Below are 17,365 nucleotides of genomic sequence, written 5' to 3' on the forward strand. Positions count from 1 at the left end.
GCACACAGAGGAGGGGGCTCGCAGGGGAAACGTTCCCTGTGAGCCCCGTCACGCGGGTGGGTGGCGACCCGTCAGTCGATGGTCTCCGGGCGGGCCTTGATCACCGAGAAGACGGCGCCCTGCGGGTCGGCCAGGACGGCCATGCGGCCGGCCGCCATGTCGAAGGCGGGGGCCATGACGGAGCCTCCGGCGCGGGTGGCGGCGGCCTGGATCTCGTCGACGTCGTCGGCGCTGAAGTACGGGATCCAGTTCGGCGGGGTGCCCGGCGGGAGGTCCTTCAGGTCCATCATTCCGGCCACCGCGCGGCCGTCGACCTGGAACTCCGTGTACCCCTCGGCCCCCGGCATCTCGGAGGTGGCCGTGGTGACGGGCAGGACCGCGCCGTAGAACGCTCTCGCGGCGGGGACGTCGCCGGTGCTCAGCTCGTTCCAGATGAGTGCGCCGTGCTCGTTGACGATGCCGGCTCCGTCGAAGGTGCCCGCCTGCCACAGGCCGACGACCGCGCCGGTCGGGTCGACGATGACGGCCATCCGCCCGAGGTCCATGACGTCCATCGCGCCCACCATGACCGTGCCGCCCGCGTCGGTGACCGACTTGAGGGTGGAGTCGAGGGAGTCCGTGGCCAGGTACGAGGTCCACACCGTCGGGGGCGCCGGGTCGGGGATGGTGCCGTCCGGGTTCATCGCCTTCATGATTCCGGCGACCGGCTTGCCCTTGAGGGTGCAGACGGAGTACCCGCCGGTCTCGGGCGGGCCGATCTCGCCCTGCCAGCCGAAGAGATCGGCGTAGAAGTCGATGGCGGCCTGCTGGTCGGGAACCATCAGGTCGATCCAGCAGGGGGTGCCGGGCTTGTAGGGGCCGTTCATGTCGGGCACGGGGCCCTCCGATGGGGTGGGTAGGGGGTGGACGGCCCGTCCCCTACCCGGCAGGTATGGCCGAAATCGGACCGTACGGGTGAACCGGGGGCGGGCGACGCGGTATCCGCCGACGGAACGTGGCCCGGGTGCCAGGCTTGCCGCATGGCCGACTTGAGCGTCTGTGGAGTGTCCGAGGAAGTGCTCGCCGAGCTGAAAAGACGGGCCGCGCGCAACGGCCAGTCGCTGCAGGCCTACGTGCGGACCTTCCTTGAGGACGTGGCCAGGATGACTTCAGCGCAGGACGCGCTTGCCCGCGATGAACGCGGCGAGGTCGGTCACGTCGAGCACCCGCACGGCCTCTGAGGCGCCCGGCAGGGCATCGCGGTAGGCCGAGATGTCTCGGGGGTCGGAGGTGGCGATGACGGCATGCGGATGCCTGGCGGCGATCACGACGGCGAGGGCATCCACGGCGTCGGGCCGCTTTTCGGCCGGGATCGCGGCTGAGGCGAGGATCCGGCCGGCTCGCTTGGCGTCATCCTCCGCGTGACCGGCCAGGCACACACCGCACGACAGCGGCGCGGAGGACCGTACGCCGAACACCGTGCACTGGGGGACGGCGCGGGTCAGGGGGGTCCACTGGCCCGGGCGCCAGGCCTGCGCCAGCACGGGCAGCGGCACGACGGGAGGATGGCCCTGTTCGGTCAGGTACTGGTGCAGGCGCCTGGCGTGCTGTTCGGCACGGTCCAGCGCGACCAGCATGCCGGTGTCGTACACGAAGACGGGATTGCTCACGCGGCGGAGTCCCGCGCCTCGGGCGCGAGGGCCTGGGCGATGCCCGCCCGTACCGCGGCCATGTCGGCCTCGTCGAACTCCTCGTCCTGGCCCTGCGGCGGAGCCATCGCCTCGGTCGCCGCGATGTCCGCGTCGATGTCGGCGAAGCGGCGAGCGACGAGGACGTCCTCGTCGATCTGCCGCAGAACGGCCGCCGTGACGTACGAGGAGACGTCGATCCCCATGGCGTCGGCGTGCTCCTTCACTCTTGTGCGCAGCGCCGCGTCCATGCTGATGCTGAACCGCTCCTTAGGGGCCATGGAGCGAGCGTAGCACTGCGTGTTACGGGTTGCTGGGGGAACGCGGCGGCCCCCGTCTCCCGGTGGGGAGGCGGGGGCCGACGGTGCGACGTAGTCCCGGGGTCAGAGCTTCTCGGGGGTGCGGATGCCGAGGAGGGACATGCCCTTGCTGAGGGTGCGGGCGGTCAGGTCGCAGAGGAACAGGCGGTTCTCGCCGACGGTGAGCTCGGGCTCGGGCTTCACGACCGGGCACTGCTCGTAGAACGTCGCGAACAGCGAGGACAGCTGGTAGAGGTACGCGGCCACCTTGTGCGGGGCGTACTCCGCGGCCGCCTCGGCGATGAGCTCGCCGAAGTGGTCCAGGTGCAGACCCAGCGCGCGCTCGGCCGGCGCCAGCTCCAGCTCCGGGTGCGCGACGGGCTCGCGGTCGCCCGCCCGGCGAATGATCGAGCCGATCCGGGCGTACGCGTACTGGAGGTACACGGAGGTGTCACCGGTCAGCGAGACCATCTGGTCCAGGTCGAACTTGTAGTCGCGCGCGGCCGAGGTGGACAGGTCCGCGTACTTCACGGCGCCGATGCCCACGTACTGGCCGTTCTCGACGATCTCCGCCTCGGTCAGGCCGACCTTCTCCGCCTTCTCGCGGACCACGGCGGTCGCCCGCTCGACGGCCTCGTCCAGCAGGTCCACCAGCCGCACCGTCTCGCCCTCACGGGTCTTGAATGGCTTGCCGTCCTTGCCCAGCACGGTACCGAAGGCCAGCTGCACGGCCTTGGTGTCCTCGTTCAGCCAGCCGGCCCGCCGGGCCGTCTCGAAGACCATCTTGAAGTGCAGGGACTGCCGCGCGTCCACCACGTAGAGGAGGGTGGTCGCGCCCAGCCCGCCCACGCGGTCGCGGATCGCCGAGAGGTCGGTCGCGGCGTAGCCGAAGCCGCCGTCGGACTTCTGGACGATCAGCGGGGTCGGGTTGCCGTCCGGACCCTTGACGTCGTCGAAGAACACGCACAGCGCGCCGTTGGAACGGACGGCGACGCCCGAGTCCTCCAGCAGCTTGCACGTCTCGACGAGCATGTCGTTGTAGCCGGACTCGCCGACCACGTCGGGGTCCTGGATGTCCATGTCCAGCTTGTTGAAGACGGAGTAGAAGTAGATCTTCGACTCGTCCACGAACCGCTGCCACAGGGCCAGCGTCTCCGGCTCGCCCGCCTGGAGGTCCACCACCCGGGCCCGGGCCCGCGTCTTGAACTCCTCGTCGGAGTCGAAGAGCGTGCGCGAGGCCTTGTAGAGGCGGTTCAGGTTGGACATGGCCTCCTCACCGGAGACCTCCGCGACCTCCGCGCCGTCCGCGCCCTCGGACGACCTGTGGTCCAGCTCGTGCGGGTGCTCCAGCAGGTACTGGATGAGCATGCCGAACTGGGTGCCCCAGTCGCCGATGTGGTGACGCCGGACCACCTTCTCGCCGGTGAACTCCAGGATCTCCACCATCGCCGCACCGATGACCGCCGACCGGAGGTGGCCTACGTGCATCTCCTTCGCCACGTTCGGCTGCGCGTAGTCGATCACCGTCGTACCCGGCTTCGCGGCGAGCGGCACGCCGAGGCGGTCGTCCGCGGCACGGGCCGCCAGGGTCTCGACGATCGCCTTGTCGGTGATCGTGATGTTGAGGAAGCCGGGACCCGAGACCTCGATCTCCTGGATCAGGCCGGCCGTGTCGATGCCCTCGACCACGGTCGTCGCCAGCTCACGCGGGTTGGCCTTGGCCTTCTTCGCGAGCGCCAGGATGCCGTTGGCCTGGAAGTCGGCCCGGTCGCTTCGTCGCAGCAGCGGGTCGCTCGCACCGGCGTCCGGCAGGGCGGAGGCGAGTGCGTCGGCGACGCGCTGGTTGACGGAGGAAGCGAGGGAAGGGACCGAGGCCATGAGCTGCCGTTCCTGTGAGGTCGTGCCTGAGGGTGCACTGGGGGTTCGGGTTGGGGGTTCGGGTTGGGGGTTCCGATTGGGGTTTCAGACAAGTGCCGAGTATCCCACGCGAGGGCTGTCCACATCCCGGGATATACCGGCGACCAGGCGGCGCCGATAAACCACTGAGCGCTCTGTTCCGTCTGGGAGAATGGCGAGAAGCCAGCATTCGAGAACGAAGGACGTGTCGTGGCTCAGAGCGCCCCGAGCAGCACCGAGACCGACTGGGTCTCCCGTTTCGCGGACGAGGTCATCGCCGAGGCGGAGCGCCGAGCCCCGGGCAAAACGATCATCGTCGCGTCCGGTCTCTCCCCCTCCGGCCCGATCCACCTGGGCAACCTCCGCGAGGTCATGACCCCGCACCTGGTCGCGGACGAGGTCCGCCGCCGGGGCTTCGAGGTCCGCCACCTCATCTCCTGGGACGACTACGACCGGTACCGCAAGGTGCCCAAGGGCATCCCCGGTGTCACCGAGGAGTCCCACGCCCGGCACATCGGCCGCCCGCTGACCGCCGTGCCCGCGCCCGAGGGCTCCGCGTACCCGAACTGGTCCGAGCACTTCAAGGCCGCCATGGTCGAGGCGCTGGCCGAGCTGGGCGTCGAGTACGACCCGATCAGCCAGACCGAGCAGTACACCGCCGGCACCTACCGCGAGCAGGTGCTGTTCGCGATGAAGCACCGCGGCGACATCGACGCGATCCTCGACCAGTACCGGACCAAGCAGAAGCCGGGCGGCAAGAAGCCGCAGCAGAAGCAGGTCGACGAGGCCGAGCTGGAGGCCGCCGAGGGCTCCGGCGCGGCCGCCGAGGACGACGGCAGCGCGGAGGGCACGGAGTACTTCCCGTACAAGCCGTACTGCGGCGAGTGCGGCAAGGACTTCACCAAGGTGACGTCCTACGACGACGCGACCACCGAGCTGACCTACGTCTGCACCGAGGACCAGTACACCGAGACGGTCAAGCTCAGCGAGTTCAACCGCGGCAAGCTGGTCTGGAAGGTCGACTGGCCGATGCGCTGGGCCTACGAGGGCGTGATCTTCGAGCCCTCCGGCGTCGACCACTCCTCGCCCGGCTCCTCCTTCCAGGTCGGCGGGCAGATCGTCGGGATCTTCGGCGGCGAGCAGCCGATCGGACCGATGTACGCCTTCGTCGGCATCAGCGGCATGGCCAAGATGTCCTCCAGCAAGGGCGGGGTCCCGACCCCGGCCGACGCGCTGGAGATCATGGAGCCGCAGCTGCTGCGCTGGCTCTACGCCCGCCGCAGGCCCAACCAGTCCTTCAAGATCGCCTTCGACCAGGAGATCCAGCGGCTCTACGACGAGTGGGACAAGCTGGAGGCCAAGGTCGCCGACGGCTCCGTGCTGCCCGCCGACGCCGCCGCCCACGCCCGCGCCGTACGCGTCGCCTCGCACGAGCTGCCGCGCACCCCGCGCCCCATGGCGTACCGGACCCTCGCCTCGGTCGCCGACATCACCGGCGGACACGACGAGCAGACCCTGCGCATCCTCAGCGACCTGGAGCCGGACCGGCCGCTGACCTCGCTCGACGAGGTGCGCCCGCGCCTGGACCGCGCCGAGAACTGGATCTCCACCCAGGTCCCGGCCGACCAGCGGACGCTGGTGCGCGAGGAACCCGACACAGAGCTCCTGTCCTCCCTCGACGACGAGGGACGCGAATCCCTGCGCCGCCTCGTCGACGGGCTCGACTCGCACTGGTCCCTCGACGGGCTCACCACCCTCGTCTACGGCGTGCCGAAGGTGATGGCCGGCCTGGAACCGGACGCCAAGCCGACGCCGGAGCTCAAGGTCGCGCAGCGGACCTTCTTCGCCCTGCTGTACCGCCTGCTCGTGACCCGGGAGACCGGGCCGCGCCTGCCCACCCTGCTGCTCGCGGTGGGGGCGGAGCGGGTGCGCAAGCTGCTCGCCGTCTGAGGACGACGTGTGACATGAGGAAGGGCCCGCACCCCTGGAAACCGCCTCGGGGGTGCGGGCCCTTCCTCATGTGTACAAGGGCTTACGCGATGTGCTCGTTCTCCAGCTCCGTCTGGTACCGCTGCTTGAGCTGCGGGAAGATCCTGCGGATCAGCGAGGCGCTGCGCGGATGCACCACCCCGTACCGGTCGGCCAGCAGTATGTCGAGCTGCTCGGCGGTCAGGACCTCGCCGTTCTCCTCCAGGTGGGAGCGGAACACCTCGTACGCCGCCTCCGCGAACTTCACGTCGTCGTCGCTCGGCGGCTCGCCCTCGGGGAAGGCCTCCTCCTGGCGCGGACCCGGTATCGGCAGCTCCTGCGGCTCCGGCTCCCGCTCCCGCTCGCGTTCCCGCTCCGGCTGCTCCGGGCCCGACGGGGGCATGACCGGGGTCGGCTCCAGGCCCTCCACGTACTGCGGGTTGTAGCCGCCCTCGTACGCGGCCTGCGGCGCACGCTGGGCTGCGAACCAGGCGCTGTTGTGCGCGGCCGGCATGGCCGTCGGGTCCACCACGAAGGGGGCGGGGTCGGGGTGACCCTGCGGGGCCATGGCCCCGGCCGGGGCTTCCGCGTACTGCGGCCCGGGTCCGGGCCCGGAGCCGGACCCGGGGTTGGGGCCGGGCCCGGCGAGCTGGTGCTGCGCGGCGTCGGCGGGGGCTCCCGCGGCGGCAGGGGCGGCGGCAGCGGCGGCGGTCAGGGCCGCCGCCGCCGTGGCCGGCTGCTGCGCGCCCCCGGCGGCCTCCGCGCCTTCGGCGCCCGCCGGGAGGGCCGGGGCCGCCGGGTCGGCGGCCGGGGGCGGCGGGATGAGGAGCGGTTCGATGCCCGCCGCCGCCAGGCCCTCGGGGGCCGTCTGCGACAGGGGGACGCCGATGCGGGCGAGGCGCAGCGGCATCAGGGCCCCGACGGGGGCCTTGCGGCGCCAGCCCCGGCCGTAGCGGGCCTGCAGGCGGGCCTGGTAGATCAGCCGGTCCTGCTCCATGCCGACGGCCTGCTCGTAGGAGCGCAGCTCCCACAGCTTCATCCGGCGCCACAGCTTGAAGGTGGGGATCGGCGAGAGGAGCCAGCGCGTGATGCGCACGCCCTCCATGTGCCGGTCGGCGGTGATGTCCGCGATCCGGCCCACCGCGTGCCGGGCGGCCTCCACGGTGACCACGAACAGGATCGGGATCACGGCGTGCATGCCGACCCCGAGGGGGTCGGGCCAGGCGGCCGCGCCGTTGAAGGCGATCGTCGCGATCGTCAGCAGCCACGCCGTCTGGCGCAGCAGCGGGAACGGGATCCGGATCCACGTCAGGAGCAGGTCCAGCGCGAGCAGGACACAGATGCCCATGTCGATGCCGATCGGGAAGACCAGCGAGAAGGAACCGAAGCCCTTCTTCAAGGCCAGGGCGCGCACGGCGGAGTACGAACCGGCGAATCCGATCCCCGCGATGACGACGGCTCCGGCGACCACGACACCGATCAATATCCGGTGCGTACGAGTCAGCTGCATCGCGGCCACCCGCGATCCCCTCCCCTTGTCGAGCTACGGCAGGGCACAGCGTACGCGCGTACGGGGAACGGAACGTCGGCGGTCCGGACCCGGCCCTTCCGGGCACGGGCCGGACCGCCGACGGCGCGGTGCGTCCCGGGAGTTCGGCTCCGGGAGCCCGGTCCTGGGAGTTCCCTTCGAGGAATCCGCTTCTAGACGTTCGAGGGCGAGGGCGACGGCGAGGGTGCCTGCGAGGGCGACTGCGACGGCTGCGCGGACTGCGCGGGCTGCGAAGGCTGGGCCGACTGCTCGGGCTGCTGCGCCCCGTTCGCGGCCTGGACCGAGGCCACCGCCTCCTTCGTCGCCGCGATGGCGTCCTGGAGCAGCTTGGCCTGGTCCGGAGCGGTCGCGCCCTCGTAGGCCGTGCCGTTGTAGTCGAGGGTGACGACGACGTTCTGCGTACGGGCGATGACCGAGGTGTTGAAGAACTCGCCGCCCTTCTTGGTGGTGAAGGTGACGGAGGTGGCCTGGTCGCCGATGCCGCCCGCCGCCTCCGGCTTCACGTTCTCCGCGCCCTCGACGGCCTTCGCCTTCTCGACCTGCTTGGCGTACTCGTCCTCGGCGCGCTTGTTGCCGGTGCCGACCGAGGCGAGCGGGTCGTAGCGGACCAGGGAGATCGAGAGCCAGCGGTACTGCGAGCCCTTCAGACCGGCCTCGTCCAGGCCGTTCCAGGTGCAGGTGGCACGGCTGGTGAGGTCGTTGGACTTGGCGGCGGTGCCGTTCGCGTCCTTGGCCTTGGGGACGATCGTCCCGATGGTCTTCGCGGAGACCGCCTTGCACGGCTCCGGCAGCGTGGCGTACGCGGCCTTCTCCAGCGCCTCCTTCGAGGGCTCGGAGCTCGGCTGGGCGGACGAGGAGCTTTCGGACTTCTTGCCGCTGTCGGTGCCCGACTTCTCGCCCGAGTCGGACGAGCAGCCGGCGACCGTGAGGATCACCGGGACGGCTGCGCAGGCGAGGACGCGGGTGAGGCGCGAGGCTGATCGGTGCATGATTCCTTCAGACGTTGTGGGTCTTCGTGCGGGCTCGTTCGGGCCCTCCGGCGGGCGCGGGACCCGAGCAACGGTAGCCCGACCCGGCGCCCGCCTGCTGTGCGCGCCGTCACGGCGCCCCCGCACGCCCCCCTGGGGCAAGGCCGACTAGTCGTCGAACCGCTCCACGAGTGCCTGCGCCAACTGCCGTGCCCTGTCCTGGGTTTCACCGCTGGGCGGGACCGTGCCGGGGAGCGCGGGCTGGACGCTGTACTCGACGGTGACGATGACATTCGAGGTACGGAACACAATGCGGACGGTGCGCGCCTGGGCGGCGGTGGCGCCGGCCGCGGCGAGCTTGTCGTCGACGAAGGCCTCGTCGCCGAGCCCGTCGAGCACGCGGGAACCGAGCTCGGGCGGGGCGGAGGGACTGCCGCTCGGGCTCGGGCTCGTAGCCGTGCTCGCGCCCGTGCTCGCGCCCGTGCCGGCGCCCGTACTGGCGCCCGTGCTCGGGGTCGGTGCCGGAGCCCCGGTCGGGGCGGCCCCCGACCCGGACGGCGTCGGGCTCGCCGACGGCCCCGGGGCGGGCAGGTTGGCGGCGGTGAGCTGGCGGCCGTAGACCTGGCGCGCCTTGTCGTCGTCGCTCGTGGTGGCCCGGTCGTACGAGACCACGCGCTCGAAGTCCACCGACAGCAGCCGGGTCTCGGCCGGCGTCTGCGCGGTCCAGCGGCAGCCGACGCGCCGGTCGGCGTCGTAGGAGGGGTCCGCGACCCCGGCGTAGAGGGCTGCCAGGGCCTCGGGCGTGAGTCCCTCGGCGGCCGGGAGCATGGCCTTGACCTTCTTGGTGTCGGCGGCCTTGCAGGGCATGGGCAGGCTGCGGTACTTGCCGGGCTGCGGGACCGTACCGGCGTTGCCGCCGGGCTTCGAGTCGCCGCTGGTGATTCCGATTCCGCCGTCGCCGTCGGTGCAGGCGGTGAGGCCGGCCGTGAGGGCGGCGAGCATCGCGATGGCTGGCAGGACTCCACGCACTCGTACCGTCTTGCGCTGCACGTTCCACCGGCTCCCTTCGGGAAAATGCGTTGCCGCGGCTCGGGCGCGGATGGACACAATGTCTATCGCACACGCTGGTGCCGGCGCCGGTCCTCTGTCGTATTTAGGGCTATGAGCGAGGCTTTTTGCGTTTTCAGACTTTTGTGGTGTTGACGGGGTGTTGAGGATGAAATGTCGTACGTAGAAGTTCCCGGGGCGCAGGTTCCCATCCGGATGTGGACCGACCCGGCGTCGGTCGAGGACAGCGCGATGCGCCAGCTCCAGAACACCGCCGGCCTCCCTTGGATCAAGGGCCTCGCCGTGATGCCGGACGTCCACTACGGCAAGGGCGCCACGGTCGGCTCGGTCATCGCCATGAAGGACGCGGTCTGTCCGGCGGCGGTGGGCGTGGACATCGGCTGCGGCATGTCGGCGGTGAAGACCTCGCTGACCGCGAACGACCTCCCGGGCGACCTGTCGGGCCTGCGCTCGCAGATCGAGAAGGCGGTCCCGGTGGGGGCTGGGATGCACCGCGAGGCGGTGGACCCGGGGCGGCTGTACGGGTTCTCGGAACGGGGGTTCGGGGATCTGTGGGAGCGGTTCGACTATGTCGCGGACGCGGTGAAGTTCCGGCGGGAGCGGGCTTTGCGGCAAATGGGGACACTTGGATCCGGAAATCACCATCAAGAAGTCAGTATCGATCAAGAAGGGTCAGTGTGGCTGACCCTGCACTCCGGATCCCGAGGCATCGGTAATGAACTCGCCAACCATCACATCGGCATCGCCCGGGGCCTGTCCCACAACCAGGGGCTGATCGACCGGGACCTCGCGGTCTTCCTGTCGGCGACACCGGAGATGGCCGCGTACCGGCACGATCTCTACTGGGCGCAGGAGTACGCCAAGTACAACCGCGCGGTGATGATGAGCCTCATGAAGGAGGTCGTCCGCCGGCAGTTCCGGAAGGCGAAGGTCACCTTCGAGCCGGAGATCAGCTGCCACCACAACTATGTGGCGGAGGAGCGGTACGACGGCGTCGACCTGCTGGTCACCCGTAAGGGCGCGATCCGCGCCGGCAGCGGCGAGTACGGGATCATCCCGGGCTCGATGGCCACCGGTACCTACATCGTGAAGGGCCTCGGCAACAAGGCCGCCTTCAACTCGGCCTCGCACGGCGCGGGCCGGCGGATGAGCCGGACGGCGGCGAAGAAGCGGTACACGGCGCAGGATCTGGCGGACCAGACCAAGGGTGTGGAGTGCCGTAAGGACTCGGGCGTCGTGGACGAGATCCCGGCGGCGTACAAGCCGATCGAACAGGTCATGGAGCAGCAGCGGGACCTCGTGGAGGTCGTGGCCAGGCTCCGGCAGGTCGTCTGCATCAAGGGCTGACGCGAAGAGGTGCGGAACGCTGGAAGGCCGGAACCCGATGGGTTCCGGCCTTCCAGCGTCCATAGGTGACAAGCGGGGTCTGGCACAGATCTTGGGGAGCTGTCGCGGAGAGTTACTGCCGTGTTCGAGTGGGAGGGTCGTGCGCCGGGGTGAACAGTCGACTTGACGCGCGTGCCGGATAGTAGGTGACGCTCCATCAGGCACAGGTTCGGGTCGTGACGGGCGGAGGCGTGCGCGCGAACGGTCGGGCATGGGCCTCGAAGATTCCTGCTGGACCTCGCTCGTGTTCGCTGGTCTCGACGGCGAACTCGCCGTCAGAGCGGTGCGGTCGTCCCTGGGGCTGGTGTGCGTCACGGGATCGGGCCGGTCGGCGAGTGAGGAGTGCCCGGATTGCGGACGGCTGGGCGAGCGTGTCCACGATCGCTATCGCAGGCGGGTGCACGATCTCCCGCTGGGCGGTCAGCCTGTGGTGATCACGTTGCTGGTACGCCGTTTCATCTGCGATAACACGCGTTGTGCGCGTCGGACGTTCGCCGAGCCGTTCACTCGGGTAACCGCACCGTACGCGCGCTGCACGCGGCGTCTGGGCTCCTGGTTGGAGGTGATCGGGCTGGCCCTCGCCGGCCGGGCCGGGGCCCGGCTCGCGACAGCCTTCGGCATCGTGGCAGGCCGTATGACGTTCCTGCGGCGGGTGCTGGCGCTGCCCGATCCCGAGCGCGGGGTTCCGCGGGTCCTGGGCGTCGATGATTTCGCCACCCGCCGCGGAGCCACATACGCCACTGTGATCACCAGTGGTGAGACGCACCAGGTCATCGACGTGCTGCCGGGGCGCGAGGCGGGGCCGCTGGCCGCCTGGCTGAGCGCGCATCCGGGGGTGGAGGTCATCTGCCGGGACCGGGCGGGAGCCTACGCGGAGGGCTCGCGACTCGGCGCCCCAGATGCGGTCCAGGTCGCCGACCGTTTCCATCTCTGGCAGGGTCTTGGCCGGGCAGTGGAGAAGTCCGTCGGCGCACACCGCTCCTGCCTGCAGGAACCGGCTCCGCCATCGACGCAGGCGGACAGCATCGAGCCTCCTGCACATGCGGATCCCACCGGACCACGAGCAGAGCGTATGCGATCTGCCCACGCCCAGGTCCACGAGCTGATCACCCAGGGACACAGCCTCCGGGGGATCGCCCGGCACCTCGGCTGGGGCCGGAAAACGGTGATGCGGTACGCGCACGCCGCCCGCTGGCAGGACATGATCGTTGGAATGCCACCGCGTCCGAGCAAGCTCGATCCCTACAAGCCATACCTGCAACGGCGCTGGTCGGAGGGGTGCAAGAACGCGCGCGCCCTGCATCGCGAGATCACTGAACGCGGATACCCCGACGGCTACGCGTCCGTTCGCGACTACCTCGTGGCCTTCCGTCCCACAGTTGGCACTCCGGCACCCGCGCCGCCCAGTGTCCGGCGGGTCACCGGCTGGCTCACCCGCCATCCCGGCACGCTCAGCGAAGACGAGCATCAACACCTAAAGATGATCCTGGCCCAATGCCCCGAACTGGAAGCCGCCCACCAGCACATCCGCGACTTCGGAAAGATCCTCACCTGCCGCCTCGGCAACCAACTCCCCGGCTGGATCGAAGCCGTCGTCCGGGACTACCTGCCCGGACTGAACGGCTTCGCCCGCGGCCTGAACACCGACTTCGACGCCGTCACCGCCGGCCTCACCCTGTCCTGGAGCTCCGGCGGCACCGAGGGTGCTGTGAACCGCATCAAGAAGATCAAGCGGCAGCTCTACGGCCGAGCCGGATTCGAACTACTCCGCAAGATGATCCTCCTCCAATAACACCCCCGCAACTCTTCAAGATCTTTTACCTAGGGAGCCGTGTCGTGCAGGTCAGGGCGGGTCATTGGCGGCTCACCGTACGGGTCACGCCTGCGACGATCGTCGTCGCCAGGATCCAGCCGGTGATGATCAGGGCGTACGACAACCATTGGTGCCAGCCGACAGGGGCGAATGCCGACTCCTGGCCAAAGCTGATGATCGGCAGGAGCAGGTCGAGGGTGTAGAAGACGGCGTTGAAGGCAGGCCCCTCGCCTGCCTTGACGGGGCCGGGGTGGTCCAGGCCGTACGCGATCGACCCGATGGCCATGAGCGACAGCAACCAGACGGCCGCGCGCAACGGTCGGAAGCCGTAGCCGACGATGCCGTCCTGGAGGTACCCCCACAGCCGTCCGTACCAGGTGAGCGTGGTGCGCCGGCGGCGCTGCTTGGCAAGTTGGACGAGTCGGGCCGCGTCGTCGTCACCGACGTGGCGGTATGCCGCCGTCAACTGCTCGTAGCCGTACGGCTCATAACGGTCGCCGTCCCGCTCCAGCATCGGAAGGCGCCTCTCGGCGGGCTCGTGCGGGGTGAGTACGGTGTAGGCGAGATTGCTGATGAACACCTGGTCCGGCAGGATCTTCGGTTCGACGTTCATGATCTCTATTCGAGAACGCCGCAGATTCAGGGCACCCTCGATGCGATCGCCACCGAGCAGCCAGAGTTCACCGATGACACAGCTGCTGGCCCGCAGTGCCGTGCCGCCCCGATGCGACAGGTGGGCGTGGAGCAGGTCGAGACGGCCTGATATGCGCGAGCCCCGGAGCTCGATCCCGCCCTGCGTACGTATGCGCCGCGCCCGTACGTGGGCTCCCACGTTGAGGTTCTGTGCGTCCAGTGCGGTGCCACCGGGCTGGTTGAGTTCGGCGTCCTGAACGTTGATCCGCCCGGCGATGGAAGCGCCGGTGAGTCGTACCTGTCCGTTGGCGCGCATCTCCGGCGCCCACAGGTCGGCACCGATCACGGCCTGGTTGAGCTGCAGCACCGGCTCGGAGTCGTCCGGCGCCGTGAACTCCGCCTCCTCCATGAACAACGCCCCGAAGATTTGCGCCCCGCCGAGCCGCACCGGCCCCTGCATACGGCAGCCCGTCATCCGCAGCACCCCCTCGACCCTCAAGGTCTCTGCGGTCAGGCCCGGCAGGACCGACCTGCTCAGATCGAGCTCGCGCAGCTGGGCACCGTACAAGTCGGGAACGTCGTCGAATTGGCAGTGGCTCAGCCGGATGGCGGCATCGATCGCGGCGTGTTTCAGGGCCAGTACGCCGGTGATCCGCGCCCCCGTGATCTTGAGCGCGGCGATCTCTCCCTCCTCCTGCGGAGCCTTGATGAGCAGTGCCCGCAGTACTCTCGCCCGCACGGTCCGCTCAGCGCCCCAGGCGTTGGCGAGCGCCGGATCCTCGTCCTCGGCGGCGCGAAAGTCCACGGACTCGCCTCGCGAAAAGGCCCGCCATATACGCGCTTCCGCCGACGTCAGATCATTGGTCTCGCTCACGCCGGGACTCTGACGTGTCGCGTTCGAGCTGTCACTTGCCGCACAGAGAACGTCATTCTGCTCGAATCCCCCGTCCCGCCCGGCCAGCACCGAGCCCGGCCCCCAATTTATCAACTGCGAGTTCATCACGATCTTCACCACCTCTCGAGCAGCGTCGAGGACCTCGCCGCGTCGTCCTCGATGCGTTCGTCCCCGACACGGTCTGACGCGAACAGTCCGCTCGCAATCGAACATCGAGGTAACACTCCGCGACGACTCCCCAAGATCTGTGCCAGAACCCAGTTCTGACTCCACAGCGGCGCGGGTTTCAGTGACAGGCCTGGGCTTCGGGTTCGGCTGTACATACGATCAGTTCCCGCTGTGATCGGCTGGCTGGAGGGGGCTGAAGTGCACGGTATGGAGTTGGCGACTACCGCGATACGGATGTTGGCAGGGGGCGCGGGAGGTACCGCGGAGGGGGCCGCCCGGCAAGCGAAGCTCCGCGTGGTCGTCGAGGACCGGCTCCGCCAGAGTGCGCTGGGGGCGGCCTCGTTGAATCGCCTACGGGACGAGCCCGGTGAGAGCGCTGTCTCGATCGCCGCGTCGGTCCTGGCTGACGAGATTGGCCGGGACGCTGCCTACGCCGCGCTACTGGCGGACGTGGTGGGCGTTGGCGCACATGCTGGAACGACCGGTCAGGCACCACCACTGCCCCCGCCGCTCCCGAAGCCCCCGGCGCCTCCACGGCCGCCGGTGCCGGCAACAGCCCTCCGGCCCCCGTTGCCTGACACATACCAGCGTCAGACGTGGTTCATCTGGCTGCTCGGGCTGCCCCTGGCATTCATCTCGTACGTGCTGATGAGCCTGCTGGACAACGCGTCCACCTCCAGCGGCGGCCTGGTCGGCATGCTCGAACTCCTGCTCGTAGTCCCCCTCGTAGGCGGCCCGGTTGCATCGGTCGCCTGGTCGGTCAGCCTGCTCCGCCGGTTCACCAGCCCCCCGCTGCTGGCGGCGGCGATCCTTTCCTCACTGCTGCTCCTCAGGCTGCTCCTGGTCAGGTGACGGTCCGCCGGGTGGTGCTCGTTGACCCGTCACCTCCCCGGCGTCTGCCCGCCCAGCTCTGGCAGCTCCCCGAACAGCCCGCTACCGGGAGTGCGCCCGGGAGCAGCTCTTCGGGTCGTGCCAGTGCTCATCACATTTCCGGCACCTGAATCACGAACCGGTGTAGAGGTGTGAGGCCCGTTCGACGACCGCTTCCTTGGCGTAGACGACGTTGTTCCCTTTCGGGTGGGGGGTGTCGATGCGGGTGTTCGCGGGTGTGATGGGATCGGCGGCGTTTCGGTTGTCCAGTCCTGAGGGGGAGCTGTCGTGGTGCGTGGGGTTGCTGGTGGGTGGGTCGGGCTCGGGGTCGCTCTCGTGGTCGTGGCCGGGGCTTCCGGGTGTTCGGGCGGGAAGGGGGAGAGCGGGGCGAAGGCCGCGCCGGCTTCCGTATCCGCCGCGCCCGTGGAGCCGCGGGTGATTTCCGTCGCCGATGCCGAGAAGGTGTTCAACAACTACGGGTGGGCGAACTCGGTGGCCGAGGGGAAGGCCGACTTCGGGGCGATCTTCAGGATCCAGACCGGTGCGCTGCTGGAGGAGAGCAAGGCGCGGCACGAGCGCAAGAACCTGCACTCGATCGTCAGGGACGGGGACACCGATTTCGCGCGACCCGTGTTCGTGATCCCGACGGAGCGCGAGCAGCCGGGGTATCCGCGTTCGTTCGTCGTGTTCAGCAAGGTCGATTCCTACGTGGAGGACCGTGCGACGGCGGTGCACCACTTCGTGCAGGACCGGTCCGGCGGTGCGTGGAAGGCGGCCGCCACGTCCTGGGTGTACGGGGCGCCGGCCAAGGCGGGGGAGTCCCCGGCCCGGTACCTTGAGGGCGAGGGCCTCCTGATGCGGGAGAAGGAGATCGCGGCTCCGGGTACGGAGGTGGTCGCGGGTGCGGTGTTCTCGGCGCGGGCCGATGAGGACCGGAAGGTCTGCGGGCGGTACGGGGACTACTTGAGCTTCACCGCCCCCGACGGGAAGCGCGAGAGCGAGCACTTCGTCCAGGGTCCCCTCACGGGCGGGGTGGTCGACGCGTACAACGCGAAGGACGCCCTGGTCGACGGGCTGGTGCGGGACACCTTCTCCTACGCGCCCACGGGCGGTGACCTGCCGGTGGTGCGGCTGGCGGGCGGCGCTTCGCTGGTGACCTGCACGTACGTGATGTCCGAGCACTCGGAGAACAAGCCGGGGACGAAGTGGTTCACGTTCAAGAAGGGCGGCGACGTCGAGCGGATGCTGGGCGGGTCCCGGCGCTGGAAGGTCGCGGACCGGCACTGGGCGGTGACGGCGGTCATCGAGGTTCCGGCGCAGGGACCGGCCGATGTCGTGACCGTCAACTCCCGTGGTGCGGAGCTGCTTTCCGCGAAAGGAACTCCCGCATAGGGGATTGACGGCGGGAGTTGGTCTAGACCAAGGTGTGCCGCATGTGGAGATCCCGTGCGGTTCTTGCCGCGCTCGCGTCGTTGTCGCTCACCGTTGGTGCCGCTCAGGCAGCCGATGCCGTCGGGTCCGGGGGTGCCGCTCCGGCCGCTGTCCCGGCCGCTGCTCCGGCCGCCGCCGCGGGCGCGCGGGCCGTCGGGCTGCCGCCCGTCGTGTCGCACGTGCCGACCAGCGAGAAGGTCGTGTTCATCACCATCGACGACGGGTGGGCGCACGATCCCGCCGTCGCGCGGACGCTGGTGGATCAGCGGGTGCCCGCTTCGCTGTTCCTGCTGCCGGGGGCGTTCTCGTACGACGCCCAGTACTTCACCGGGCTGGTCGCGCAGGGACGGTCGGTGAACGTCGAGAACCACACCGTCAGTCATTCTGATCTGACGATGCTGGATGCCGCCGGCAAGGACGCCGAGGTGTGCGGGGCCGGGGAGCAGCTCTCCGCGGCCTTCGGGCGGGAGCCGAAGCTGCTGCGGCCGCCGTACGGGGCGGTCAACGACGACGTGCGGCTGGCCGCCAAGGCGTGCGGGGTCAAGGCGCTGATCACGTGGACGCACGACTTCACGACGTGGAGCGAGACGCCGGCCACGCCGCAGCTGAACGCCGGGGACATCGTGCTGCTGCACTTCACGCCGACGCTGGGCGCGGACCTGAAGCGGGCCCTGGACGCGGCGAAGGCCGCCGGGCTGAAGCCGGCGGCCCTGATGCCGCACCTGAAGAGTGCCGGGCTGGTGAAGTAGGGCCC

Annotated in this window: 15 protein-coding genes; 7 read left to right on the forward strand and 8 right to left on the reverse strand. The window is 69.8% G+C overall.

From position 1 onward, the window contains the following. Positions 1-71 precede the first annotated feature (71 nt). Positions 72-866, reverse strand: coding sequence for a VOC family protein (locus tag ACIQV3_RS31990; protein WP_403718546.1), 795 nt, complete (start codon positions 864-866; stop codon positions 72-74). Between the two features lie 153 nt (positions 867-1,019). Here ACIQV3_RS31990 and ACIQV3_RS31995 point away from each other — a divergent pair, with 153 nt between their 5' ends. Then, positions 1,020-1,220, forward strand: a complete 201-nt coding sequence (locus ACIQV3_RS31995; protein ID WP_403718288.1) for a FitA-like ribbon-helix-helix domain-containing protein — start codon at positions 1,020-1,022, stop codon at positions 1,218-1,220. On the opposite strand, the gene ACIQV3_RS32000 is transcribed toward ACIQV3_RS31995, so the two are convergent. From ACIQV3_RS32000 to argS, 3 genes are all read right to left on the reverse strand, one after another. Continuing rightward, on the reverse strand, positions 1,149-1,649 hold the full coding sequence (locus tag ACIQV3_RS32000) for a hypothetical protein (RefSeq protein ID WP_403718293.1): 501 nt from the start codon (positions 1,647-1,649) through the stop codon (positions 1,149-1,151). The two genes, ACIQV3_RS31995 and ACIQV3_RS32000, sit on opposite strands and share 72 nt — an antisense overlap. Next, positions 1,646-1,948: a hypothetical protein gene (locus ACIQV3_RS32005; protein WP_403718295.1), complete on the reverse strand. Its 303-nt coding sequence runs from the start codon at positions 1,946-1,948 to the stop codon at positions 1,646-1,648. The genes ACIQV3_RS32000 and ACIQV3_RS32005 overlap by 4 nt, the downstream gene beginning before the upstream one ends. 102 nt (positions 1,949-2,050) lie before the next feature. Then, positions 2,051-3,844, reverse strand: a complete 1,794-nt coding sequence (argS, locus tag ACIQV3_RS32010) for an arginine--tRNA ligase (RefSeq protein ID WP_403718298.1) — start codon at positions 3,842-3,844, stop codon at positions 2,051-2,053. Between the two features lie 228 nt (positions 3,845-4,072). Between argS and lysS the strand changes: the two genes are divergently transcribed. Further along, complete coding sequence (gene lysS, locus ACIQV3_RS32015; RefSeq protein WP_403718301.1) at positions 4,073-5,812, forward strand: lysine--tRNA ligase; 1,740 nt, start codon at positions 4,073-4,075, stop codon at positions 5,810-5,812. An 82-nt stretch (positions 5,813-5,894) separates the two neighbouring features. Here the strand turns inward: lysS and ACIQV3_RS32020 are convergent, their stop codons facing one another. The 3 genes from ACIQV3_RS32020 to ACIQV3_RS32030 form a co-directional block, all read right to left on the reverse strand. Continuing rightward, positions 5,895-7,349, reverse strand: a complete 1,455-nt coding sequence (locus tag ACIQV3_RS32020) for a DUF2637 domain-containing protein (protein ID WP_403718304.1) — start codon at positions 7,347-7,349, stop codon at positions 5,895-5,897. A gap of 182 nt (positions 7,350-7,531) precedes the next feature. After that, positions 7,532-8,368 (reverse strand): DUF3558 domain-containing protein, encoded by an 837-nt coding sequence (locus ACIQV3_RS32025; RefSeq protein ID WP_403718307.1) that lies wholly within the window; start codon positions 8,366-8,368, stop codon positions 7,532-7,534. Positions 8,369-8,515: 147 nt separating this feature from the next. After that, entirely contained in the window at positions 8,516-9,397 is an 882-nt protein-coding gene (locus tag ACIQV3_RS32030) for a DUF3558 domain-containing protein (RefSeq protein WP_403718310.1), read from the reverse strand. 171 nt (positions 9,398-9,568) lie between these two features. On the opposite strand from ACIQV3_RS32030, the gene ACIQV3_RS32035 reads away from it, so the two are divergent. Together ACIQV3_RS32035 and ACIQV3_RS32040 are read left to right on the forward strand one after the other, a co-directional pair. Beyond that, entirely contained in the window at positions 9,569-10,762 is a 1,194-nt protein-coding gene (locus ACIQV3_RS32035; RefSeq protein WP_403718313.1) for an RtcB family protein, read from the forward strand. 250 nt (positions 10,763-11,012) lie between these two features. Next, a complete protein-coding gene (locus tag ACIQV3_RS32040) occupies positions 11,013-12,593 on the forward strand; it encodes an ISL3 family transposase (RefSeq protein ID WP_403718316.1) in 1,581 nt (526 codons plus the stop codon). A gap of 61 nt (positions 12,594-12,654) precedes the next feature. On the opposite strand, the gene ACIQV3_RS32045 is transcribed toward ACIQV3_RS32040, so the two are convergent. Then, positions 12,655-14,262, reverse strand: a complete 1,608-nt coding sequence (locus ACIQV3_RS32045) for a membrane-associated oxidoreductase (protein WP_403718318.1) — start codon at positions 14,260-14,262, stop codon at positions 12,655-12,657. Between the two features lie 618 nt (positions 14,263-14,880). Between ACIQV3_RS32045 and ACIQV3_RS32050 the strand changes: the two genes are divergently transcribed. From ACIQV3_RS32050 to ACIQV3_RS32060, 3 genes are all read left to right on the forward strand, one after another. After that, positions 14,881-15,162 carry a hypothetical protein gene (locus ACIQV3_RS32050; protein WP_403718321.1) on the forward strand — a complete coding sequence of 94 codons (282 nt, stop codon included), beginning with the start codon at positions 14,881-14,883 and terminating at the stop codon, positions 15,160-15,162. A gap of 453 nt (positions 15,163-15,615) precedes the next feature. Next, positions 15,616-16,572, forward strand: a complete 957-nt coding sequence (locus tag ACIQV3_RS32055) for a hypothetical protein (protein ID WP_403718323.1) — start codon at positions 15,616-15,618, stop codon at positions 16,570-16,572. 41 nt (positions 16,573-16,613) lie between these two features. Then, positions 16,614-17,360, forward strand: coding sequence for a polysaccharide deacetylase family protein (locus ACIQV3_RS32060; protein ID WP_403718326.1), 747 nt, complete (start codon positions 16,614-16,616; stop codon positions 17,358-17,360). Positions 17,361-17,365: the final 5 nt, after the last annotated feature.

Origin of the sequence: Streptomyces sp. NPDC099050, assembly GCF_044759865.1 — a bacterium.
In the GTDB taxonomy this organism is placed as follows: Bacteria; Actinomycetota; Actinomycetes; order Streptomycetales; family Streptomycetaceae; genus Streptomyces.